Origin of the sequence: Neisseria sp. HMSC066H01, assembly GCF_001837375.1 — a bacterium.
Classification (GTDB): domain Bacteria; phylum Pseudomonadota; class Gammaproteobacteria; order Burkholderiales; family Neisseriaceae; genus Neisseria.
Genome location: NZ_KV832195.1, coordinates 418795 through 442505, shown reverse-complemented (window position 1 = coordinate 442505; position 23711 = coordinate 418795). Strand labels below are relative to the sequence as shown.

The 23711-nt window shown below is 48.8% G+C and carries 17 protein-coding genes and 1 pseudogene; 6 read left to right on the top strand and 12 right to left on the bottom strand.

The window, feature by feature from the left end; genetic code table 11:
- The first annotated feature begins 2 nt into the window (after positions 1-2).
- Entirely contained in the window at positions 3-1646 is a 1644-nt protein-coding gene (gene pgi, locus HMPREF2551_RS08900; RefSeq protein WP_070838536.1) for a glucose-6-phosphate isomerase, read from the top strand.
- 52 nt (positions 1647-1698) lie between these two features.
- Here pgi and HMPREF2551_RS08895 read toward each other — a convergent pair whose 3' ends face one another.
- From HMPREF2551_RS08895 to HMPREF2551_RS08865, 8 genes and pseudogenes are all read right to left on the bottom strand, one after another.
- Complete coding sequence (locus tag HMPREF2551_RS08895) at positions 1699-2796, bottom strand: NnrS family protein (protein WP_070838534.1); 1098 nt, start codon at positions 2794-2796, stop codon at positions 1699-1701.
- Between the two features lie 295 nt (positions 2797-3091).
- Positions 3092-3706 carry a CadD family cadmium resistance transporter gene (locus HMPREF2551_RS08890; protein WP_070838690.1) on the bottom strand — a complete coding sequence of 205 codons (615 nt, stop codon included), beginning with the start codon at positions 3704-3706 and terminating at the stop codon, positions 3092-3094.
- A 309-nt stretch (positions 3707-4015) separates the two neighbouring features.
- Positions 4016-4708, bottom strand: coding sequence for an ATP-binding cassette domain-containing protein (locus HMPREF2551_RS08885; protein ID WP_210400289.1), 693 nt, complete (start codon positions 4706-4708; stop codon positions 4016-4018).
- On the bottom strand, positions 4708-5505 hold the full coding sequence (locus tag HMPREF2551_RS08880; RefSeq protein ID WP_049230919.1) for an ABC transporter permease: 798 nt from the start codon (positions 5503-5505) through the stop codon (positions 4708-4710). Before HMPREF2551_RS08880 ends, HMPREF2551_RS08885 begins: the two co-directional genes overlap by 1 nt.
- A gap of 163 nt (positions 5506-5668) precedes the next feature.
- Positions 5669-7612 (bottom strand): DUF2075 domain-containing protein, encoded by a 1944-nt coding sequence (locus HMPREF2551_RS08875; protein ID WP_070838529.1) that lies wholly within the window; start codon positions 7610-7612, stop codon positions 5669-5671.
- A 36-nt stretch (positions 7613-7648) separates the two neighbouring features.
- Positions 7649-7840 (bottom strand): annotated as a pseudogene (locus tag HMPREF2551_RS10760) (CRISPR-associated protein Cas4); the annotation flags it as partial.
- Between the two features lie 53 nt (positions 7841-7893).
- On the bottom strand, positions 7894-8871 hold the full coding sequence (locus HMPREF2551_RS08870) for an ABC transporter substrate-binding protein (RefSeq protein WP_070838527.1): 978 nt from the start codon (positions 8869-8871) through the stop codon (positions 7894-7896).
- 56 nt (positions 8872-8927) lie between these two features.
- A complete protein-coding gene (locus HMPREF2551_RS08865; protein ID WP_070838525.1) occupies positions 8928-10847 on the bottom strand; it encodes a TonB-dependent receptor in 1920 nt (639 codons plus the stop codon).
- A gap of 308 nt (positions 10848-11155) precedes the next feature.
- On the opposite strand from HMPREF2551_RS08865, the gene fumC reads away from it, so the two are divergent.
- Positions 11156-12544 carry a class II fumarate hydratase gene (gene fumC, locus HMPREF2551_RS08860; RefSeq protein ID WP_070838523.1) on the top strand — a complete coding sequence of 463 codons (1389 nt, stop codon included), beginning with the start codon at positions 11156-11158 and terminating at the stop codon, positions 12542-12544.
- A 50-nt stretch (positions 12545-12594) separates the two neighbouring features.
- Here the strand turns inward: fumC and HMPREF2551_RS08855 are convergent, their stop codons facing one another.
- Together HMPREF2551_RS08855 and argH are read right to left on the bottom strand one after the other, a co-directional pair.
- On the bottom strand, positions 12595-13119 hold the full coding sequence (locus HMPREF2551_RS08855; protein WP_070838521.1) for a hypothetical protein: 525 nt from the start codon (positions 13117-13119) through the stop codon (positions 12595-12597).
- Positions 13120-13285: 166 nt separating this feature from the next.
- Complete coding sequence (gene argH / locus HMPREF2551_RS08850) at positions 13286-14665, bottom strand: argininosuccinate lyase (RefSeq protein WP_070838518.1); 1380 nt, start codon at positions 14663-14665, stop codon at positions 13286-13288.
- Positions 14666-14758: 93 nt separating this feature from the next.
- Here argH and HMPREF2551_RS08845 point away from each other — a divergent pair, with 93 nt between their 5' ends.
- Entirely contained in the window at positions 14759-15796 is a 1038-nt protein-coding gene (locus HMPREF2551_RS08845; protein WP_070838515.1) for a sensor histidine kinase, read from the top strand.
- Positions 15797-15997: 201 nt separating this feature from the next.
- The gene (acnB, locus tag HMPREF2551_RS08840) at positions 15998-18583 is read left to right on the top strand and encodes a bifunctional aconitate hydratase 2/2-methylisocitrate dehydratase (RefSeq protein ID WP_070838513.1); all 2586 of its coding nucleotides are present in this window, start codon (positions 15998-16000) and stop codon (positions 18581-18583) included.
- 183 nt (positions 18584-18766) lie between these two features.
- Here the strand turns inward: acnB and HMPREF2551_RS08835 are convergent, their stop codons facing one another.
- Positions 18767-20161: a DEAD/DEAH box helicase gene (locus HMPREF2551_RS08835; RefSeq protein WP_143128530.1), complete on the bottom strand. Its 1395-nt coding sequence runs from the start codon at positions 20159-20161 to the stop codon at positions 18767-18769.
- A gap of 427 nt (positions 20162-20588) precedes the next feature.
- On the opposite strand from HMPREF2551_RS08835, the gene HMPREF2551_RS08830 reads away from it, so the two are divergent.
- Positions 20589-20924: a hypothetical protein gene (locus HMPREF2551_RS08830; RefSeq protein ID WP_036491675.1), complete on the top strand. Its 336-nt coding sequence runs from the start codon at positions 20589-20591 to the stop codon at positions 20922-20924.
- A gap of 207 nt (positions 20925-21131) precedes the next feature.
- Here HMPREF2551_RS08830 and clpX read toward each other — a convergent pair whose 3' ends face one another.
- Positions 21132-22397 (bottom strand): ATP-dependent Clp protease ATP-binding subunit ClpX, encoded by a 1266-nt coding sequence (gene clpX / locus HMPREF2551_RS08825; RefSeq protein ID WP_070838509.1) that lies wholly within the window; start codon positions 22395-22397, stop codon positions 21132-21134.
- 289 nt (positions 22398-22686) lie between these two features.
- Between clpX and HMPREF2551_RS08820 the strand changes: the two genes are divergently transcribed.
- Positions 22687-23619 (top strand): serine hydrolase, encoded by a 933-nt coding sequence (locus HMPREF2551_RS08820; protein ID WP_188211458.1) that lies wholly within the window; start codon positions 22687-22689, stop codon positions 23617-23619.
- Positions 23620-23711 lie beyond the last annotated feature (92 nt).

Genomic DNA, 23711 nt, shown 5'->3' with positions numbered 1-23711 from the left:
CGATGAAACACCTTCACGATTTACCGGCTTGGTCAAAATTATGGATACATTTTGACGAAACCAAAGAACAACACATGCGCGAAATGTTCGAGCAAGATCCCGAACGTGCCGAGCGTTACTGGCTGCAAGTCGGCGGCCTGACGCTGGATTATTCCAAAAACCGCATCAACGACGAAACCATGGCACTGTTGTTCGAGCTGGCGCGTGAAGCAGGCGTGCCGGAGCGGATGCAACAAATGTTCCATGGCGAAAAAATTAATACAACAGAAAACCGCGCCGTTCTCCACATTGCCCTGCGTAACCGCACCAATGCCCCCATTGTCGTAGACGGCGAAGATGTGATGCCTAAAGTCAACCATGTCCTGCAACGCATGGGCGAATTTGCACACGAAGTCCGCAGCGGCAGCTGGTTGGGCTATACCAACCAAGTCATCACCGACGTCGTCAACATCGGTATCGGCGGCTCCGACCTCGGTCCGCTGATGATGTGTACCGCGCTCAAACAATTCGGCCATCCGCGTTTGAACATGCACTTCGTCTCCAACGTGGACGGCTCCCAACTGCGCGACGTATTGTCCAAAGTTCACCCCGAGACAACCCTCTTCATCATCGCCTCCAAAACCTTCACCACCCAAGAAACCCTGACCAACGCCCTGACCGCGCGTAAATGGTTCTTGGATCATGCAGGCGATGAAAGCGCGGTGGCCAAACACTTCGTTGCCGTATCGACCAACCAAAAAGCCGTTGCTGAATTCGGTATCGATACCGCCAATATGTTTGAATTTTGGGACTGGGTCGGCGGCCGTTACAGCCTGTGGTCGGCCATCGGCCTGCCGATTATGCTGTATCTCGGCGAAGAGAACTTCATCGAAATGCTCAACGGCGCGCACCTGATGGACCAACACTTCATCAATACGCCGCTAGAGCGCAACATGCCCGTCATCCTCGCCCTCATCGGCATCTGGTACATCAACTACTACGGCGGCGGCAGCCACGTCATCGCCCCTTACGACCAACATCTCCACCGCCTGCCCAAATTCATCCAGCAGCTCGACATGGAGAGCAACGGCAAACAAGTGACCCTTGACGGCAAACCGGTCGGCTACGAAACTTCCCCGATTATTTGGGGCGAAACCGGTATCAACGGCCAGCACGCATTCTTCCAGCTGCTGCACCAAGGTACGCACATCACGCCGATTGACCTCATCGCCTCGCTTGAAAAACGCAGCAATTTGCAAGGCCATCACGAAATCCTGTTGGCCAACGTTTTTGCCCAAGCCGAAGCCTTTATGCGCGGCAAAACCCCAGACGAAGTCCGCGCCGAACTCAAAGCCCAAGGCATGGAAGCAGAGCGCATCGAAGAGCTGGTTCCGCACAAAACCTTCTCAGGCAACCGCCCGACCAACCTCATCCTCATGGATAAAATCAACCCGCGCAATATGGGTAGCCTGATTGCCATGTACGAACACAAAACCTTCGTCCAAGGCATTATTTGGGGCATCAACAGCTTTGACCAATGGGGCGTAGAACTCGGCAAACAATTGGCCAAAACCATTCTTGCCGAATTGAACGGCGAGACTGAAGTGCAAAAACACGACAGCTCGACTACACGTCTGATTAATCTTTATTTGAACGCCAACAAATAAAGCATTTAGTTAAATGCCAAGGCCGTCTGAAACTTTCAGACGGCCTTTTGTTTTATTCCGGATCATCCGTAAACGCATTTTCCCGAAATATCGGTACAAATGTGAAAAGATACAGTACGAATACGGCGGCGGTCAGAATCGCAGGGACGGTGATGAAGAATATCGGGTTCACGTTCATCAAGAAAGCGCGCGAGACGGCGGCCATAAAGAGCAGGGGAACGGCAATGCGGCAGAGTTTGGGGTAGTCGAGTTTGGTAAAGCCGCTGTGCCATAATCCGGCGGTCAGCCACACCATCATCACGCCGCCCATCATGCCGCCGAGGGTAATCAGGTGTAATGGGGCGGAGGCAGGCAGGTTTTGCAGTTTCGCCGCACCTGTCCACAGATAGCCTGCGGCGGCAAAGAGCTGGAGCAGGTAATAAGTGCGGACGTAGTGTTTGCGCAGGAGTTCGTGATGGTGCAGTTCGCGCAGCTTGGCAAGCAGGATGAAGCCGACAGCGAGCGCGGTAAAACCGGCGGTTTGCGCAGGCAGCCAAAGTTCGGCAGCGGCGTGCAGCAGTAAAAAAGTAATAGCGATGTTTTTATAAACGATATTTGGAATAAAAACAGGGTCTTTCAGACGGCATTCTTTCAGGGCTTCTGCGCCTAAAAGAATACTGACGCGGACGGATACAAACATGACCGCCGCCATGTTCAGATGTACTTGCGCGCGTAGTAAGTTCAAATCGCCAGTTGCGGCGTAGGCCGTCTGAAAAATAGTAAACGCGGCAAGCAGTATTAAGAGGGCGAAGTTATCAGTGTTGCGGTCGAGCCAAATCAGCCAGGCGCAAAACAGCAGCAATACCAGCCAATAGGCGGCAACGAAAAACGAGGCAGTTTGCGGCGAAAAGGGCAGTATGGCGGATGCGGCGAGCAGTAATGCCGCCATCAAAGTGGCGACAGGTTTCAGACGGCCTTGATAGCCCGTCCATTCGAGCATGGCTGCAGTCAGGAAGCCGCCGTATGCCGCAGGAAGCATGAGTTCTAAGAAGATTTGGCGGTGCAAAATGACGGCACCGGGGCTGATGAAAAACACCAACGCGCCGAGTATGGCAAGCACCGCCGCACCGACGAAAAACGGCCGCATGGGGTGGGTGAAAAACTTATTCATGGTTTGGCTTGATTCTGCATGAAGATGCTTTCGGATATGGATTTATTGGGTGGACAGGGTCGTATCTTTTGCCAAAGAGGCAAGCCTGCGGCTTGCTTGCCCTCTCCCTAGCCCTCTCCCACGGGGAGAGGGGATTAAGCTGCCAAACCCGAACATTTTCAGGTTTACCTGCCATCTAATTCCCAATCCTGCGCCCTCTAATTTTCAGCAACCTGATTCCCTCTCCCCGTGGGAGAGGGTTAGGGAGAGGGCAACGAACCGCAAGGTTCGTCAGATACTCAAATGCCCGTATCATTCATATCATTGATATTATTGTTTGAATTGTATTATTTTCAATAATAATAAATAACCCTAAACCAATATAAATAGCAGCCATTATCCAACGACTAAACTTCTCTACAATTTCACCAACACCTGAAATATTAGCCAATCTTTGTGCTGTATATACTAAAACAAAAATCAATATTAAAAATACAAGAAGAGTAACTAATAAGTCGACAAGATCTAAAGTCACAAAGTAAGGAACAAAAAGTCCAATATTATCTGCACCACAACTAGCAACTGTAACCAAAGCAACAATACCGACTAATTTTGACAACCCTTTTTCATCCAATTCTTTTTTAGCTCTTTTTTCGCCCTCACAATCGTCGTAAATAGCAACTTTAATACCTAAGTAAATCGGTATTAAACCTAATAAACCCAACACCCATTTTTCCGGAACATAATGCAAAACAAAAGCTAGAAATAAACTAACTAATATTAAAATTACAGAACCTAAATATTGTCCGATATAAATATCTCGATATTCTTTTCTAGTATTTGCTCTAGCAAAAAATATTAATAGTATTACCAACAAATCTACTGCTGTAGCAATATATAAAATAGCAGCAGTAATCACAGTCGAAAACATAAAGCACCTCATAATGAATCCCCTGCCCCCTTGGCACCACGGCTTTTTCAAAAACCGAATCGCGTTCGGATAACAGATTCGTATCTTTCGCTAAAGAGGCAAGCCTGCGGCTTGCTTACCCTCTCCCTAGCCATCTCCCACGGGGAGAGGGAATTGGGCTGTCGAGCCTGAACATTTTCAGGTTTACCTGACATCTGATTCCCAATTCTACGGCTCTCTGATTTTGAGAAACCTGATCCCCTTTCCCCGTGGGAGAGGGTTAGTGAGAGGGCAACGAACCGCAAAGTTTGTCAGAAATTTAAATTCCTATCACTCATAATAATGAATCCCCTGAAACTCTCTTGCCACCACGGCTTCTTCAAAAGCCGAATCGCGTTCGGACAGCGGCGTAGGCAGGGTCATCACGTTTTGTACGTTCATGCCCTTAGTGGAAAGCAGCATGATTTCATGGCTCAGGCGCGCGGCTTCGAAGCGGTCGTGCGTTACCAGCATACACGCCATGCCCTGCCGCTCGATTTTTTCCACCAGTATGGCGACCAAAATATCGCGCAAATCGCGGTCCAAACCGACAAACGGCTCGTCCAGCAAGGCAAGGTCGCAGCCGCACAGCAGCAGGCGCAAAAATGCTACCCGTTTCGCCATGCCGCCGGACAATTCGGTCGGATATTTGTTCAAATCGCCCGCAGTCAGCCCGACTTTCGCCGCCAGCGCGATGATTTCGCCTTCATCGGGTTTGTCCATAAAAATAGCGATATTCTGCATCGCGGTCAAGTTTCCCGGCAGGCGGTTTTCCTGAAACAGAAAACCCGTTTTGCGGAAAGTATTGCGTATCGTGCCCGATTTTGGCGTTTCCAAGCCCGCAATCAGCCGCAAAACCGTCGTCTTGCCGCAGCCGCTCGGCCCAAACAAAGCCTTCACTTCGCCATGTTGCAGGTTCAAACTGAAATCGCGCACGATGGGATCGCGGAGAATTTCAAAACGCACGTTTTCAAGACAGAGCATCATCTCCTCCACGGCATAAACAAAATTTCCAAAGGCTTGGTAATCAGGTATTCAAACAGCGACACAAACACGATAACCAACACCACATAAGCCATCACTGTCGAAGTCTCCAACATCGCCCTCGCGTCCGCAATCCGCGCACCCACGCCTTCGCTCGCGCCCAAGAGTTCCGCCATAATTACCACCTTCACCCCCATCGCCACCGCCACGCCGATGCTGGAAATCACATAGCCCGTCAGATGCGGGATATACAGATAACGGATTTTTTTCAGACGGCCTAATTTGTAAGCGTCAAACAATTCCTCATGCTGCTTGTTCACGCTCGCCATCCCGACCGCCGCACTCGCAAACGTCAGCGGCGCAACCAACACAATGATGGTAAACAACACGCTCGGATTGCCGAAACCGAACCAAAACAGAGCCATCACCACCCAAATAATCGGTGGCATCGCCAACAAAATCGTAATCACAGGCTTGAGCAACGCCATCGCCGTCTTAAAACTGCCTGCCACCAGCCCCGCCGCCAATCCCGCCACCAGTGCAACCGAAATGCCCACCACCGACCGCCACAGCGAAATCCCGATTTCGTTTTCCTGAAAATGTTTCAATAAATCCAAAGACTTTTGAAACACCTCCACCGGCGCAGGCAGCATAAACTCACCGAACACGGCGCTGCCCCACGCCCACAACGCCACCACCACCATCGCCACACTCAGACCGGCAAAGCCGCTCCAAAGGTAGTCAATGATGTAAAACACCGCAGGCTGCGGTTTGCGGATTTTGTCGGTTTTAATCATGGTTTGTTTTTTTGGTAGTTATGTTTTGGAGAGAGTAGGCCGTCTGAAAAGTTTGGTGGACAATCGGACAAACACCATAAGTTCTTTTCAGACGAATTTCTTACGCTCCTGCTCCTTATGCAGATAACGGTGATATAGAGCGTGTTTTGCAGTTTACTTACAGTTAAACTAATTCATTTATACCTATAGATTTTAAATATTGATATGTTCCATCATAAAATTCTTTTTGACGTGTGTTATCATTTTCACTGCCTTCTGGAATCCAGATTACCATGCCCTGCCTCGCTCTAGTCAATAAAACTCTATAAGCATTCTTGGTAAACTGTTTATCGTCTTCTTTGTTGATATTTTGCCATTTGCACCCTTTAAAGGATTGGTATTGCCACTGGTTATCTTGATAATAAAAATTTTCTCCCCAAGCCAGACATACCCAATCAAGTTCGAGTCCTTGAACGTCAAACTCTGTCGCTACATCTTCTAAAAAATAAGAGGAACGCACATCATATTTGGGATTTAAAAACCAATTGGCTACGTTAATTTCACTTTTGACATGTACTCCCAATGCTTTCAGACGGCGTGCCCCAGATGAAGCCACCAAGCCATAACGCTCACTTCCTTTGGCTTGTGCCTTCACCCATGCTTTAGCCTTTTGCAAATCTCTTGTAAGTACAATAGGATAATTGCTTTGAATTTCTTTCCAAAGTGACTTAGCTTGCTCATCCATATCTAATAATGCGTGTACCCATGCCGAAACTTTTTCTGACCGAAACGAACGCACTGAAGTAGCCAGATGTAAATGGTTTTGCTCAACGCCTGTCGTAGATAACCAGTTTTTTATTGCAGTATCTTGTAAATAATTGTCTTGATTGACAATTAAATTAGAATAATGCACCTGCCAATCAGGGTAAGAAACTTGCAAAGCTTGCATCCAGGCAATAAGACCCGCCTCTCCCGTGTTGATTTCTTGTCCTCCTCCAATCAAGCAAACGATCACACACCAATCTTGATGGCGATTCATTACCTCAATCAAAAATTCTGGTTCAGACTGATTAAAATCTGGCCGTCCACGCTTCTGGCTCATAAATTTACGGGTTTGATGTTGATTCCATGCACGTTGCGCCTCATCAAATACCACAACTTTTTCAGTTGGTGCCTGTGAATTTTTCAAATATTCATCTCTAAAGTGATGAATATTTTGAATGAATGCTTTGGTTTCTTTTAGTGCAGTTTCTTTTTTGATTTTATTTTTAATGGCCCTATTTCTTGCCAAAGCTTCTTGTAAAACTTGTACCAACGGGCCATTTCCTGATAAGAAAACAGCATGCTCATCTTCTGCTACTTTTAAACGCTGATTAGCAATATTGAGTCCAGCCAATGTCTTCCCTGCACCTGGAACACCAGTAACAAAACAAATAGCTTTTTTATTCCCTTGTTTAGCTTGCTCAATAATGTTGCTAATACAACCAGCAGTATCAGACAAATTTTTTGCTCCAGCATCTGAGCGCGTAATTTCTACAACATCATGATTTTGATAAAGTGCTTGTGCCGCTTCAATAATGGTAGGTGTTGGTTTGTATGAAGATTGCTCCCAAGCTGCAACATCCATCAGACTATTTGAATCATAAGGCTTGAAAAACTCATGCAAATTATGCGCGTTTAATAAAATTGCATGATCTAGATTTTGTATGGTCTGAAAATTATTTTCAAAAATTGGCGCTTTCTCTGCAATCAATATAGGAATTAAATTTGCATAATGACTACCTTCATGAAAATTTCGTAAATCAAGCGCATAGTCAATTACTTGGTCAATGGCATGCTTATCATATTGTTCACTGCCAATTTTAAACTCTAGCAAAAAAATCTTATCTCCAAGAATTACAATATTATCAACACGCTTCCCCATTCTTGGAATTGAAAATTCAAAATAAATATAACCAGTTAGTTCTGCTAATTGTGACTTTAAAATGGTAATTTGCCGTTCCCATGCATTTTGTTGCGATTTTTCTAGTGTTTGATAACCATGATTTTTAGCTAATGTACCCAAAATATTTAAATCATTTTCCTGGATGAAATCAGTAATACTTTTACCATAATAAGCTCTTAACATAATTTATCTACCTAATATTAATATTAATTGTGTTTCTTATAAAAATAGTTCCTCAATATAATTCTTTGACCTATCCCGTTTTCCCAACGACTCCGGCTGGCAGATCTCTACCAGCAAACAAGCTTTGCTGCATTTGCTGTATCCGGGCGGCGGGGTTTGTCCGCTTTCCAATAAGTTGCGGACAGCAGCGATGGTGGCGAGTGTTTGGACGCGCAGGCCGTCTGAAAAATAGAAGATTGAATATTTATAACTATTCTACACTTTCAGACGGCCTTTGCCCCTTAAGCCAAAAAGAAGCCGTTATCGGGCATTTTGCCGCCCAAGAGCTTGGGATTAAACTGCATCAGGATTTCGTAAAACTTCAAAATCTCGTTCTTCACTTCGCTGCCTTTGGTTACCGTTAGCCGCGCGCCGTCCAAGCCCATGACTAGGGCGGGTTCTGGGGCGGGGAGGTAGTTTTTGCCGATTTTCGCCGCGCTTTGTCGGTTGGCCAATATCCAGTTGAGCGCGTTTTTCAAATCCTGATGGAAGAGGTCGAACTGCGCCTTGTGTGCGTGGAAATATTCTTCGTTGGCGATGATGCCCGCCATCGGAATCAGCGGTTTGGTGTCAAATGCCTGTCCCCATGCTTTTACCAAATCAAAACCGCGCACGACGTTTACACCCATGGTTTTGCCTTTAAGCAGGCTGGCGGTTGCCATCGGTTCGGGCAGGATGGCGGCGTGGTAGTCCTTGCTCAAAAACAGTCCGACTGCTTCGGGCGGCGTGGCGGTGTAAGTGATGCCGACTTTGTGCGCGTCGATTTTCAGTTTTTTCAACAAGGCTTGAAGCACGATGTCGGGCATATCGTTTTTAAACGGTACAAGGATTTTTTTGCCGACCAAATCCTGCGGCGAGGCAATCGCGCTGCCTTTGCACATCAGCTGCGTGATGCCGTTAGTCAAAATATTGACCATGCCGACTTTCTGCCCTTGGTTGCGTAGGTTTACGCCGACATTGCTCGGGCTCATCATTACTTTAAATTGTCCGCTTGCCACGCCTGCACGCAGTTGGTCGGGCGAACGCCAGATTTTCAGCGACACATCCGCCTGCTTCGCCAGCTTGCCTTGCAACGCCGCTACGGCAATGGTAACGCTAGGCATTGCCGGTGCGCCGTACACGGTAAATTGTTCTTTACCGGCTGCCAACAATGAAGGCGAAACGCCTGCCGCTGCCAGCGCGGCGGTCATTTTTAAGAAATCACGTCTTTTCATATCCATTTTTTATCTCCTAATTCTTAATAAGCCAGTGTAGGCATTTTTCAGGCGGCCTGATTTTAAAAAGCCGCATGCAAACTCAACCAATATGTCCTGCCCGGAGCATACACCACGCTTGGCGACAGGGCGAGGACATGGTCGCCGCTGATGTGTTCGGCGTATTTTTTGTTGAACACGTTGTTCACGCCCAAGCGTAAGCCGTATTTGTCTTTGAAGTTTACGCCTGCGTACACGTCGGCAACAGTAAAGCCTTTGGCGGCTTCGCGTTTGTCTATGCCCAAACCGCTTGCGGCATCAAAATCGCCGCGCGTTTGTTTGGCGACAAAGCGTGTTGCGGCGCCGATGTTGTAGCTGCCGTGGGCAAAGTAGTTTTTGTAGTCGGCTTGGACGGTTGCTTCAAACGGACGGATTTGATAGAGCGGTCTGCCGTCGGTTTCGTTGTGTCCGTAGTTGTAGGCGGCTTTGATGCCTGCCGCCCAATGCGGATTGAAGTTGTAACGCGCGTAGGCCTGCGCGGTAAACAATCGTGCGTCCACGTTGCGTGTGATGATGCCGCCGCCTTTGGAAGCTGTGCCGCTTTGTCCGCGTGCGCGGTCAAAAATAATCAAGTCTTTGACTTTGTCCGCCACAAGCGTGCCGCCTACGTTCCAGCCTGCGCCTGCGAGCGAGTTCATATAGCCGTTGTAGTAGTCGTTGCGGCTGTCGGCGGTGAGCTTAATGCGGTTGTGTTTTTCGGTTTTCAGCAGGGGATTGCCTGCGATGGCGGCGGCTGGGGTTTGGTTCATCAACGCGCCGTTCATGCGGTTTTGCACGATGGCGGCAAGCGAGTTGAAGCGTTCGGTGTTGTCGCCGATGCGTTCTAAGTGAGCAAGGGAAACGCTGTATTTTTGCGTTTCAGACGGCGTGAAATCGTATTTGAGTTCGCCGGAGAAGGCATGACGGCGCACTTTGCCGTTGAAGTCGTAGCCGTAATGGGTTTTCCAGATTTGTTGCGATGAAGCGAAGGCGAGATTACGGTTCATCGGATGGGCGGGCTGCGCCGTATTTTTGCGTACGTCTGCTTCGTTGATTTCGTAGCTTAAGCCCAAGCCCAGTTTGTGTTGGTCGTTGAACTTGTAAGACAGGGTATCGGCGATGCGCCAGCGGTCGAGGTGTACATCGGCGAAACGGTAGCCGTTGAGGAAGTCGCGCATGGCGGTGTGGGCGTTGCGCTCGCCGTTTTGGCTGTCGTTGCGGTAGCTGACGGCGGCGGTGTTGTGAAATTTGCCGAAATCCGCGTCGTGTTTGAGCGAGAAGTCGTACACTTTGCGGTCAAGCTCTACGAATACTTGCTGCGGCGTGTTGTTTGGACGCAGGGAGTAATTGTCGGCATGGCGTTTGAGTTTGATGACGCCTGCTTCCGCGCTGACCGTATTGCTCAAATCGGCATTGCCCCAACGTGCGTTGAGTTTGGCGATATGGCGTTCGGTGTCCAATGCATCGTTGACGAACTGCGGTTGGCGGTCGTTGTTGATGTCATCGTGTAGGTAGGTGAGGCGGTATTCCTGGTTTTCAGACGGCACGAAACCGAGTACCAAAGCTTGATTGAAACGGTTGTATTTCCAATCGGTCTGATTGCCGTCGCCGTCTTTATAGCCGTTGGCCTTGGTGTGATTGAGGTTGGCTACGCCGTACACCTTTGCCCCGCGCGCTTGCGCGGTAACGGAATTGTAAAAGCTTTTGCCGTAGAAGCCGCTGTTTGCCTTCAACGGACGGAAGGCTTGGTCTATGTTTTCGGTAACAAAGTAATGATCGCTGCGGTCGGTGCGGTCGAATTGGTTTTCGGGAAAATAGCCTTGTGCGGCGGTCGGTGCAATCGGTTTGGGAGGGGAAAAGGTTTTGACAGGCTGGATTTCATCAGGGTCTGCCAAGGTTTCGGCAAAGCCGTTTGCGGCAGCAAAACTGCTCATTAACAGGTAAACCAAATGTTTTCGTTTCATCTTCATCTCCTGATAATCATTTTTATTCATTATGCTCTTGGAGAGAAACAAAGTAAAGAAACGATAAGGTATTTATTGTCGATAAACACCTAGCGCAAAATACAAATCGGCAAGGAGGAAAATTTTTAGAAGAGGGGAGTGGCGGCGCAGGTTGTATTTGCTCCGAAATCGGGTTTTATCTTCTATTAATATTTCAGGTTGATAAAGCAAAAGGCCGTCTGAAAACCTCTCTCTTTTCAGACGGCCTTTTGCTGGGTATAATAAATTTTCGAATCATTATTATTTCTGTTTAAATGTAGGAGAAACGCATGAGTACCCGTACCGAACACGACACCATGGGCAATGTCGAAGTCCCGTCCGAAGCCTATTGGGGCGCGCAGACCCAGCGCAGCCGCAACAATTTCAAAATCGGCGGCGAAACCCTGCCGCAGCCTCTGATTTATGCTTTGGCTCTGGTGAAAAAAGCCGCCGCCGCCACCAATGTTTCCCTCGGCAGGATTAAGCCTGAGCAGGCGGATTTGATTACGCAGGCGGCGGACGACGTGTTGAACGGCAAGCTCGACGGGCAGTTCCCCTTAGTGGTTTGGCAGACCGGCTCCGGTACGCAGTCCAATATGAACATGAACGAAGTACTGGCAAACCGCGCCAACGAAATCGCCGGTACGGGTTTGGCGGCGTACCAGCCCGTCCATCCCAACGACCATGTGAACCACGCGCAATCGACCAATGACGCGTTCCCGACCGCCATCCACGTCGCCGCCGCGATTGAAATCAACCGCCACCTTATTCCGGCAGTAAAAGCCCTGCGCGACACATTGGACAAAAAAGCCAAAGAATTTGCCCCCATCGTCAAAATTGGCCGCACCCATTTGCAGGACGCGACGCCGCTGACTTTGGGACAAGAGTTTTCCGGCTACGTTTCCCAACTCGACCACGGCTTAGGCCGTCTGAACGACGCGCTCAAAGGTTTATACGAACTCGCTTTGGGCGGCACAGCGGTCGGCACGGGTTTGAACAGCCATCCCGAATACGCCGAAAAAGCCGCCGCCAAACTCGCCGAACTGTCCGGCCTGCCGTTTGTCAGTGCGCCGAATAAGTTTGAAGCCTTGGGCGGACGCGATGCCGCCGTTGCCGCTTCGGGCGCACTGAAAACGCTGGCGGCAAGCCTGAACAAAATCGCCAACGACATCCGCTGGCTGGCAAGCGGTCCGCGCTGCGGTTTGGGCGAAATCAAAATCCCCGAAAACGAGCCGGGTTCGTCCATCATGCCGGGCAAAGTCAACCCGACCCAATGCGAAGCAATGACCATGGTGTGCTGCCAAGTGTTCGGCAACGACGTTACCATCGGCATGGCGGGCGCGTCGGGTAATTTCGAGCTGAACGTCTATATGCCCGTTATCGCTTACAATCTCTTGCAATCCATCCGCCTGTTGGGTGATGCGTGCAACAGCTTCAACGAAAACTGCGCCGTCGGCATCGAACCCGTACCGGAAAAAATCGACTATTTCCTGCACCATTCACTGATGTTAGTTACTGCGTTAAACCGCAAAATCGGCTACGAAAACGCCGCGAAAGTCGCCAAAACCGCCTACAAAAACAACAAATCGTTACGCGAAACCGCCATCGAATTGGGCTTGTTGACAGGCGAAGAGTTTGATGAATTGGTCGTTCCTGCCGATATGGTTCATCCGCGTTAAGCTTTAATAATGAAACATGCCGTCTGAAAATGCGTTCAGACGGCATGTTTTTATGCTGCGCTTGTCTTTTCTTCGAATAGGGCAAAAATCATTGGTGTCAGATTGATGACCATTAGAAACATTATTGAGCTCAAAAATGTACGCCAGGCGTAGTGCCACGCTTCCGTTCTGTCTGCTTGGGGGAGGAGCGATGCAGTATAGCGGTTGTGTAGGGTTTTTGCGGTGTCATTGTGTTCTAAATAGTCCAACGAAAGTACCAATAATTTGCCCGTGTCCTTGTGTTGTAAGAATTTGGCATGCTCAACCCAGATGCCCGGCTTGGCGTGTTCGCATAAAGATTCAATGCCGACGCAAGAGGCCAAGCTGTTTTGGTTGTTTTGCAAAATTGACAACTCGTTTTTTTCAGCCTGCATGGTGGCGGCGGAGGTTTGATGAAGGTATGCGCTCATGCCGTTGCGCTCTATTGCTTGGAAATCATGGAGCTGGCTGAATCCGCCATTTTCCCAGGCGACGAATACGGCGTAGCAGCCGCTGAATAGGCAGATTATGACCAATTTCAAGACAATGTTTTTCATCCTTGCTCCTTTGTTTGAATGGGCGGCAAAGTCAGGAGGCGTGTTTTCTCGTTTGAAGGTAAGTTTAGGTTTTATCTGTTTTTATTGTGAGATTGAGTGTAACACAGGTAATCACAAGGCCGTCTGAAAATTTTCAGACGGCCTTTTATTATGTGTTTAGATGGGTTTAAGCCAACAATTCACGCCAGCGTTTGACTTGGAAACGGACTTGTTCAGGCGCGGTGCCGCCCAAGTGGTTGCGCGCGTTTAAGCTGCCTTCGGGTGTCAGCACGCTGTAAACATCATCGGCAATCAAACCGCTGAAACCTTGCAGGACTTCAAGCGGCAATTCGCTCAAATCAACACCTGCTTCATCGGCATGGCGCACGGCTTGGGCAACGACTTCGTGGCTGTCACGGAAAGGCATGCCTTTTTTCACCAAGTAATCCGCCAAGTCGGTAGCCGTTGCAAAACCCTGCATTACGGCAGCGCGCATGTTGTCGGGTTTGACGGTCACGCCGCGCATCATGTCGGCGTAAATGCGCAGGGTGTCGATAAGCGTGTCGGCAGTGTCAAACAAAGGCTCTTTGTCTTCCTGATTGTCTTTGTTGTATGCCAAAGGTTGCGATTTCATCAGGGTAACCAGGCCGATCAGGTGGCCAATCACGCGACCGGATTTACCGCGCACGAGTTCGGGTACATCGGGGTTTTTCTTTTGCGGCATGATAGACGAGCCGGTGCAGAAACGATCGGCAATGTCGATAAAGCCGAAACGCGGGCTCATCCACAAAATCAATTCTTCGGAAAGACGGCTCAGGTGAACCATAATCAGGGAAGCGGCAGCCGTGAACTCAATGGCAAAATCGCGGTCAGATACGGCATCGAGCGAGTTTTGGCAGATTTGTTCAAAGCCCAACAGCTCGGCGGTAATTTCGCGTTGAATCGGGTAGGTCGTACCAGCCAGTGCGGCGGCACCGAGCGGCATACGGTTGACGCGTTTGCGGCAGTCGGCCATGCGCTCGAAATCGCGGCCGAGCATTTCAACGTAGGCGAGCATGTGATGCCCGAAGCTGACCGGCTGGGCAACTTGCAGATGGGTAAAGCCGGGCATGACAGTTTCGGCGTTTTGATCCGCCAAATCGACTAAGGCCGTCTGAAGGTTTTGAATCAGGCTTTGAATAACGGTAATTTGATCGCGCAGCCAGAGGCGGATGTCGGTAGCGACTTGGTCGTTGCGGCTGCGGCCGGTGTGCAGGCGTTTGCCGGCGTCGCCGATTTTGTCGGTGAGGCGGCGTTCGATGTTCATGTGGACATCTTCCAAATCCAGCGACCAAGAAATAGTTCCTTCCTTGATTTCTGCTATAATCTCGGCCATGCCCTGACGGATGGCCGAGAGGTCGTCTTCGCTCAAAACGCCCGACTGTGTCAGCATTTGCGCGTGTGCCAGCGAGCCTTGGATGTCCCATTCTGCCAGCCGTTTGTCAAAATCAATCGAGCCGGTATATTTTTTGACCAGCTCGGAAACAGGTTCGTTAAAACGGCCTGACCAGGTTTTGTCCTTGCTCATATCAGCATCCTTAAAATATAAATAAAAAAACAGGGTCTACGTCTTCAATATAGCAGACCCGTCTATACATTATGAAAGAAAACGGTTGAAATCATGTCTATTATACGTCAAATAAACCAGAATTTCGCAGTGCCGGATTTGCGCAATTCTGCAACTCTGGTGCGCCTGCTTATTGTTTTGTTAATCAGTTTGTTTATCTTTCCGTTGATGACGGTATCGGGCGTGCCTTATCCGGAACAGATTTTCCAACATTTTTCATGGGCTTGCCCCGTCATCCTCTTAATTTTACTTAAGGTCTATTTTTTACAGGCATTTGCGCCGTCCCTGCTTCGCTCGCAGTACAGCGTCGTAATTTCCTACGTCTCCAACCTGCTGATTTTTTTGTTTGTCGATGTAGTGATTTTGAAGACGGAGATGTGGCCGCTGATTCAACACTTCTTCTTGCTGACCTTTTTTTGTTTCAGTTTCATGTACATCGAAGCAGCCCGCCGCAACAGCCTTGTGCCTTCTATTTCCGAAGCCAGGCTGAGCGCGTTGACGGCGCGTATCCGTCCGCATTTCTTGTTTAACAGCCTGAATGCCGCCATCAGCTTAATCCGTCTACGTCCGTATGACGCAGAAACTTTGTTGGAGAATTTGGCCAACTTGTTCCGCGCACAACTGCGCGACGGTAGTCAAAACAGTACCTTGGGGCAGGAAATCGAGTGGGCGCAGGAATATATTGCTATCGAACAAATTCGCATGGGACATATGCGCGTACAGGTTATGTGGCAACACCATGCACCCGACGATGCAGAAACGCCGCATCTGCTGCTGCAACCGCTTTTGGAAAATGCCGTATTCCATGGTGTCGAATCTATCCACCGTCCAGGGATAATTACGGTATTAACAAAATTGGAAAAATCATCTATTTTCATCAGTATCGAAAATCCGTGCGGAACGGAACCTAACGAAAATACTAAGCCGCATAAAGGCAATTCTATGGCCTTGCGCAATCTGAAAGAGCGCCTGACTTTGATGTATGACACCGACGCGAAAATCAGAAACATCCAATCAGACGGCCTGTTCCGCGTTGAAATCATATTGCCGTACCGTAAAAAATCAGCCGAAGTTTCCCGTCTGTTTGGCTAAAACGCATAGAAGAGGGCGGCTTTAGACAGGTTAGACTATTAATACATTAAACAAAATAGTTTAAATTTATTACATTCAGTAACATAACTGTTTCCATTTTTTGAAAACTGGTCTATGATACTTAAAAGGATTGTTTACAATCCTTAATTGCAAATCATTTGCAATTGCCCAGAAGAAAAAAACAGAAAAAGGAACAAAGAGATGTTAGAAGCCTATCGTAAAGCCGCCGCCGAGCGCGCCGCCCTTGGTATTCCCGCCCTTCCTCTGACTGCTCAGCAGACTGCTGATTTGGTTGAGCTGTTGAAAAATCCACCTGCCGGTGAAGGTGAATTCTTGGTTGAGCTGTTGGCTCACCGCGTACCACCCGGTGTGGACGATGCCGCCAAAGTTAAAGCCTCATTTTTGGCTGCCGTTGCCGAAGGCAGCGCATCCAGTCCGCTGATTTCCCCTGAGTATGCTACCGAGCTGTTGGGTACCATGCTTGGCGGTTACAACATTCATGCACTCATCGAACTCTTGGACAACGACAAACTTGCACCTATCGCTGCAAATGGTCTGAAACACACTCTGTTGATGTTTGACTCTTTCCACAATGTTCAAGAAAAAGCCGAAAAAGGCAATAAATACGCGCAAGAAGTATTGCAATCTTGGGCAGATGCCGAATGGTTCACTTCTCGCGCCAAAGTTCCAGAAAAAATCACTGTTACCGTCTTCAAAGTCGACGGTGAAACCAATACAGACGACCTCTCTCCTGCACCTGATGCATGGAGTCGTCCTGATATCCCTCTGCACGCGCTGGCGATGTTGAAAAACCCGCGCGACGGCATCAATCCCGACAAACCGGGCGAAGTCGGTCCGATTAAATTGTTGGAAGAACTCAAAGCCAAAGGCCATCCTGTTGCTTACGTTGGCGATGTGGTCGGTACCGGTTCTTCACGTAAATCTGCTACCAACTCCGTCATTTGGCATACAGGCGAAGATATTCCGTTCGTACCGAACAAACGTTTCGGCGGCGTATGCCTGGGTGGCAAAATTGCGCCTATTTTCTTCAATACTCAAGAAGACTCCGGCGCATTGCCGATTGAAGTCGATGTATCTGCTCTGAAAATGGGCGATGTCGTCGATATCCTGCCTTATGAAGGCAAAATCGTGAAAAACGGCGAAACCGTTGCCGAGTTCAGTCTGAAATCCCAAGTATTGCTGGACGAAGTGCAAGCCGGTGGCCGTATCAACCTGATTATCGGTCGCGGCCTGACCGCCAAAGCACGCGAAGCCCTGAAACTGCCTGCTTCTACCGAATTCCGTCTGCCTCAAGCACCTGCTGAAAGCAAAGCCGGTTTCACATTGGCTCAAAAAATGGTTGGCCGCGCTTGCGGTCTGCCCGAAGGGCAAGGCGTGCGTCCGGGCACTTACTGCGAACCACGCATGACTACTGTCGGCTCGCAAGATACTACCGGTCCGATGACTCGCGATGAATTGAAAGACCTGGCTTGCTTGGGCTTCTCCGCAGATATGGTAATGCAGTCTTTCTGTCACACCGCGGCTTATCCAAAACCTGTCGATGTCAGAACTCATAAAGAATTGCCTGCCTTCATCTCTACCCGTGGCGGTGTATCTCTGCGTCCGGGCGACGGCGTGATCCACTCATGGCTCAACCGCCTGCTGCTGCCCGATACCGTCGGCACCGGCGGCGACAGCCACACCCGTTTCCCTATCGGTATTTCCTTCCCTGCCGGCTCCGGCTTGGTTGCCTTTGCAGCAGCTACCGGCGTGATGCCGCTTGATATGCCTGAGTCCGTACTGGTACGCTTCAGCGGCAAACTGCAACCGGGCGTAACCTTGCGCGATTTGGTGAACGCCATTCCGCTTTACGCGATTAAACAAGGCTTGCTGACCGTTGCCAAAGCCGGTAAGAAAAACATCTTCTCCGGCCGTATCCTCGAAATCGAAGGCCTGCCTGATTTGAAAGTGGAACAAGCCTTTGAATTGACCGACGCATCCGCCGAACGATCCGCCGCAGGCTGTACCGTGAAACTCAACAAAGAGCCGATTATCGAGTACATGAAATCCAACGTCGTGTTGATGAAAAACATGATTGCCGACGGCTATCAAGACCCGCGCACTTTGGAACGCCGCATCAAAGCCATGGAAAAATGGCTGGCGAATCCGGAGCTGCTTGAAGCGGATAAAGACGCCGAATACGCCGCTGTGATTGAAATCAACATGGACGACATCAAAGAGCCGATTATCGCCTGCCCGAACGACCCGGACGACGTATGCTTCATGTCCGAACGTTCCGGCACCAAAATCGACGAAGTGTTCATCGGTTCGTGCATGACCAACATCGGCCACTTCCGCGCTGCCTCCAAACTCTTGGAAGGTAAAGCGGACATCCCCGTACGCCTGTGGGTAGCGCCGCCGACCAAAATGGACGCGAAAGAGTTGTCCGACGAAGGCCACTACGGCGTACTCGGCCGCGCCGGCGCGCGTATGGAAATGCCGGGTTGCTCATTGTGTATGGGTAACCAAGCACAAGTACACGAAGGCGCGACTGTAATGTCCACTTCTACCCGTAACTTCCCGAACCGCTTGGGTAAAAACACCTTCGTTTACCTCGGCTCGGCTGAGTTGGCGGCAATCTGCTCCAAACTGGGTAAAATCCCGACCGTTGAAGAATACCAAGCCAATATCGGTATCATCAACGAGCAGGGCGACCAAATCTACCGCTACATGAACTTCAACGAAATCGACAGCTACAACGAAGTAGCCGAAACCGTGAATGTTTAAGGTAACAAGCTAAACCGATTTTCAGACGGCCTAAAATAATAAAGGCCGTCTGAAACGGAAAAATAAAGGGCGTGTTTATCACGTCCTTTTTATTTTCAGCTTAATAAAAGGCCGTCTGAAAGATAAGTTTCAGACGGCCTTTGCTTAGGATAAATAATCAGAAAACCGATTAATCAGCGTTGTTTACTTTACGCCAAAACCAGGTTGAAGCAGGGCGCAAGGCTGACGCTCGTGACGGCTGCGGCGTGTTCTGCCGGCAATTTTGCCGCAGACAATACCCGGATCGTTTTTCTCTTCTACTTTTTTCGAGTTTTTGTCTGACTTATTCGCATATTCGTTGCGTTTGTTTCTATCATCACGGCGAGAGCGGCTATCGTTGTGCTGAACCGGTTGCGCTTCGGCTTCATCTTGATTGTCGTTGCCCCACCAATGCGGCTCAAAGCCTTCGATGCGTTCCACATTCAAATCGCTGCCGGTTAGTTCTTTAATAGATTCAAACATTTTCTGTTCGGTTTTATCCATTAAGGAAATGGCAACGCCGTCAGCACCGGCTCGGCCGGTGCGTCCGATGCGGTGGACGTAGTCTTCAGGTTGGGTTGGCAGCTCGTAGTTGATGACGAAAGGCAACTCGGCAATATCCAGGCCGCGTGCGGCAACGTCAGTGGCAACCAAAACGCGTAATGTACCTTCTTTAAAGGCATTGAGGGTTTCCAGTCGGCTTTGTTGGGATTTGTCACCGTGGATGGATTGGGCGGCAATGTTGCGGCGGACGAGGTCGCGGGTAACTTGATCGACGCTTTGTTTGGTTTTGCAGAATACAATGACTTGATTCATATGCAAATCAACAATCAGACGTTCGAGTAGGTTGCGTTTTTTAAGTGCATCAACGGCAATGATGTGTTGCTCGACATTGGCGTTGGTTGTGTTTTGTGCAGCCACTTCAACCATTTCCGGCGTGTGCATAAAATCTTGCGCAAGCTTGCGGATAGGAGGTGAGAAAGTGGCGGAGAAAAGCAGGGTTTGTCGCTGTTTGGGCAACATCTGCATGATTTTGCGGATATCGTCGATGAAACCCATATCAAGCATACGGTCGGCTTCATCGAGTACGACGATTTCAACTTTATTTAAATTGATGTTTTTTTGTTTGACGTGGTCAAGTAGTCGGCCAACCGTAGCAACAACGATTTCGCAACCGGCGCGCAAGTCGGCAGTTTGTTTGTCCATATTGACACCGCCGAAGAGGACGGTGTGGCGCAAAGGAAGATTTTTAATGTATGCCTGTACGTTTTGATCGATTTGATCGGCCAGTTCGCGGGTTGGGGTCAATACCAACATACGGACAGGGTGCATGGCAGGGGAGGTGCTAGATGTGGCGTAGCGTTTCAGACGTTCGAGGCTGGGCAGCATAAAGGCGGCGGTTTTACCTGTGCCGGTTTGTGCTGCGGCCAAAAGGTCGTGTCCTGCCAAGGATTTAGGAATCGCTGCGGCTTGGATGGGCGTCGGGTTTTCATAACCCTGATCGGTCAGGGCAGAGACTAATTCGCTGCCTAAACCGAGTGAAGAGAAAGGATTCATGATGGTGGCTTTCTGTTCAGACGGCCTTTTGAATGATAGGCCGTCTGAAAAATCTGATTCTGAAATGGACAAACCGCAGTATGATCTTGATTCTGCGGTTTGAAAAAATGGGGTACGGAAAATCCGTCAAGTAGTCCATTATGCCATAAAAAGAGGGACTCCCCAAATGATGGTTGCAGCTAAAATCGTCTAAGTTTTGATATTTTTACAGTTCAAAAGCAGAAAAATTTACGGGCCTGCAAGGTTTTGAGTTTATTGAGGATTAAGCATTTGTCTTAACGTCAATAGAATTAATTTATCAAAAACTTACAGGCTGAAATGAAACTAAATTGTACTCATGTACTCAATATTGAGGTGCAGAGCTTGTTTTGTAGCCTGTATCTCCCGTTTAACGGTAAACCATAAAATCAAAATTTAGGAATATACAATTATGAAAACTTTATTGATCGCTCTTGCAACCGGTAGCCTGATGTTGGCAGCTTGTTCTTCTTCCAAACCTGCTGAAGAAGCGGCAGCGCCACGCGTCACTGTTGAAGAAGCAATGACCCAATGCCAACAGGCATCTGGTGAAAATGCTGACCGCGCTGTGTTTGATGCCTGCATGAAAGACAAAGGCTATCAACGTACCGCTGAATCAGCTGCTTCCGAGCCTGCTGCCTCTGAACCGGTAGCAGCGCCTGAGGCTGTTGCTCCTGAAGCTGCCGCATCCGAGCCTGCTGCTAAAGCTGCTCCTGCAAAAAAAGCTGCTAAAAAAGCAAAAAAATAAGCTTCATAAAATTCAAGGAAGTCACTCTCATCAATACTCCGGATGAAGACAGACTTAGAGCAACTTGAAAACAAAGGCCGTCTGAATATGTTTCAGATGGCCTTTGTTTTTCATGTATAAGGCCATCATTAGAAAATATGGTTTTGGTTTTATTAAGAAAATAAAAAAGACGTGTAATGGGTACACGTCTTTTTCGAAGAATAAACCTTATTGCTTGTATTCGCTGCCGTCTTCACGGAAAAGTTTTGGCTGATCGCCTTTTTCCACCACTTCTTTATTGATGACGACTTTGGCTACGTCTTTTAAATCTGGCAGGGCGTACATGGTGTCCAAGAGGCAGCGTTCGACGATAGAGCGCAGGCCGCGCGCACCGGTTTTGCGTTCCATTGCCAGTTTGGCGATGCTGCGCAAAGCGTCTTCTTCAAACTCAAGGCCGACATCTTCCATTTCAAACAAGGTTTGATATTGTTTGACCAAGGCGTTTTTCGGTTCGGTCAAAATGTTGACCAAAGCGTCTTCATCCAATTCCGCCAATGTGGCAATGACAGGCAGACGGCCGATTAGCTCGGGAATCAAACCGAATTTAATCAAATCTTCAGGCTCAACGGTTTCAAACAGGGCTGAAATATCGGCGTTTTCATCTTTGCTGTGTACCGCCGCACCAAAGCCGATACCGCCTTTTTCAGTGCGTTGGCGGATGACTTTTTCCAAGCCGGCAAATGCGCCGCCGCAGATAAAGAGGATGTTGGTGGTATCAACATTGATGAATTCTTGGTTCGGATGTTTGCGGCCGCCTTGAGGAGGGACGCTGGCCACCGTACCTTCAATCAGTTTCAGCAAGGCTTGTTGCACGCCTTCGCCGGATACGTCGCGTGTGATGGACGGATTGTCGCTTTTGCGTGAGATTTTATCGATTTCATCGATATAGACGATGCCGCGCTGGGCTTTCTCAACGTCAAAATCACATTTGCCCAAAAGTTTGGTGATGATTTGTTCGACGTCTTCACCGACATAACCGGCTTCGGTCAAAGTTGTGGCATCTGCCATGACAAAAGGTACATCCAGTTTGCGCGCCAAAGATTGCGCCAACAGGGTTTTACCTGAGCCGGTCGGGCCGATCAGCAGGATATTGGATTTTGACAGTTCAACCTTGCCGTCTGCTTTTGGATGGCGCAGGCGTTTGTAGTGGTTGTAAACCGATACCGCCAAAGCTTTTTTTGCGTGTTCCTGGCCGATAACGTGGTCGTTGAGGTTGGCAACGATTTCGGCAGGGGTAGGCAGTTTTTTCTCGGCGTTTTCTTCTTTTACTTTGGCAAATTCGTTTTCAATCTCGCCGGACTCGTTGTCTTGCAGCATCAGGCCGCAAGTTTCCACGCATTCGTTGCAGATGAAGGCGTGTTCGCCTTCAATCAGATTTTTAACGTCGTTTTCAGACTTTCCGCAGAATGAACAGGTGCGTTTTTCTTCAGACATAATAATTTCTTCGTATGGTTGTATGGAGGCTGTGTTGTAAAGGGGGAACAGATATTTCGGGCGTATTGCCGGATTGAGGGAATGCCTCTGACAAAGGTGCCTAAGTATAATGACTATCTTGTGTTTTTTCAAATCAGAGCAGGCATTGTGCCGTATCGTCTGAGAAACAGATGAGGGCGTGGGATTTGAATATCTCGCAAACAAACGCAAAGTTTTCTCAACTCGCTTTACAATTGCCGAAAAATTTAACAGAATGTTGAATTAAATGTATTTTTTTGAATTGGCAGATATGAAATTCTATAAAACTTTAGGAATGGTATGGACAGGTGTGGCATTGGCCTTTGCTTCTGCGCCTGCCGTTGCCGATGATATGGATGTATTGGGACAATTTTTGGAGCAAAATTTCCCAGTTCAAAATGACCCGATGGAAGCTTTTGCGTTGAGCCATGCCGACCAAGTCGAAGCTCAGGCTGCTTTGGCCGGTCCTCTGCTTTCTTCGCAATCTGCTTTGATTTTCAATAATAAAACCGGTGAAGTGCTGTATCAGAAAAATCCAGACCGCGTCATGCCGATTGCCTCTATTTCCAAATTGATGAGCGCAATGGTGGTTTTGGATGCGCATCTCGATATGAACGAGCCTATCACGATTACCGAGGCTGAAATCGACCGTTTGAAAGGTACGGGCAGCCGCTTGAGCATCGGTACGACGCTGACGCGCGGCGAGTTGTTGCATTTGAGCCTGATGAGCAGTGAAAACCGTGCCACTCATGCATTGGGCCGTACCTATCCGGGCGGTATGAGTGCGTTTGTTGCGGCCATGAATGCCAAAGCGCAAAGCCTGGGTATGACCAGCAGCCGTTTCTATGAGCCTACCGGTCTGAATTTCCAAAATGTTTCCACTGCACGCGATTTGAACCGTATGGTTGCGGCAGCCAGCAAATATCCGCTGATCCGTAAAAATTCGACTTCAAATTACGGCTCGGTGTTGACGGCAAACGGCCGCCAAAATTACAAAAACTCCAACGCCTTGGTGCGTGAGGGCAGCTGGAATATCGAATTGCAGAAAACCGGCTATATCCGCGAGGCGGGACGTTCTATGGTGGTTAAGGCGAATGTACAGAATCAGCCGATTACCATCGTATTGCTCAACTCTCCGTCTTCTACAACCCGCGTAAACGATGCGCGTAAGATTGAGTCTTGGATGTTGCAGCGCCGCTCTTAAATATTACGCTTAAAGGCCGTCTGAAACCGTTCAGACGGCCTTTTGTGTCAAATGTATTAAATTTGGTTACAATGTCGTTACATTAATTTTAA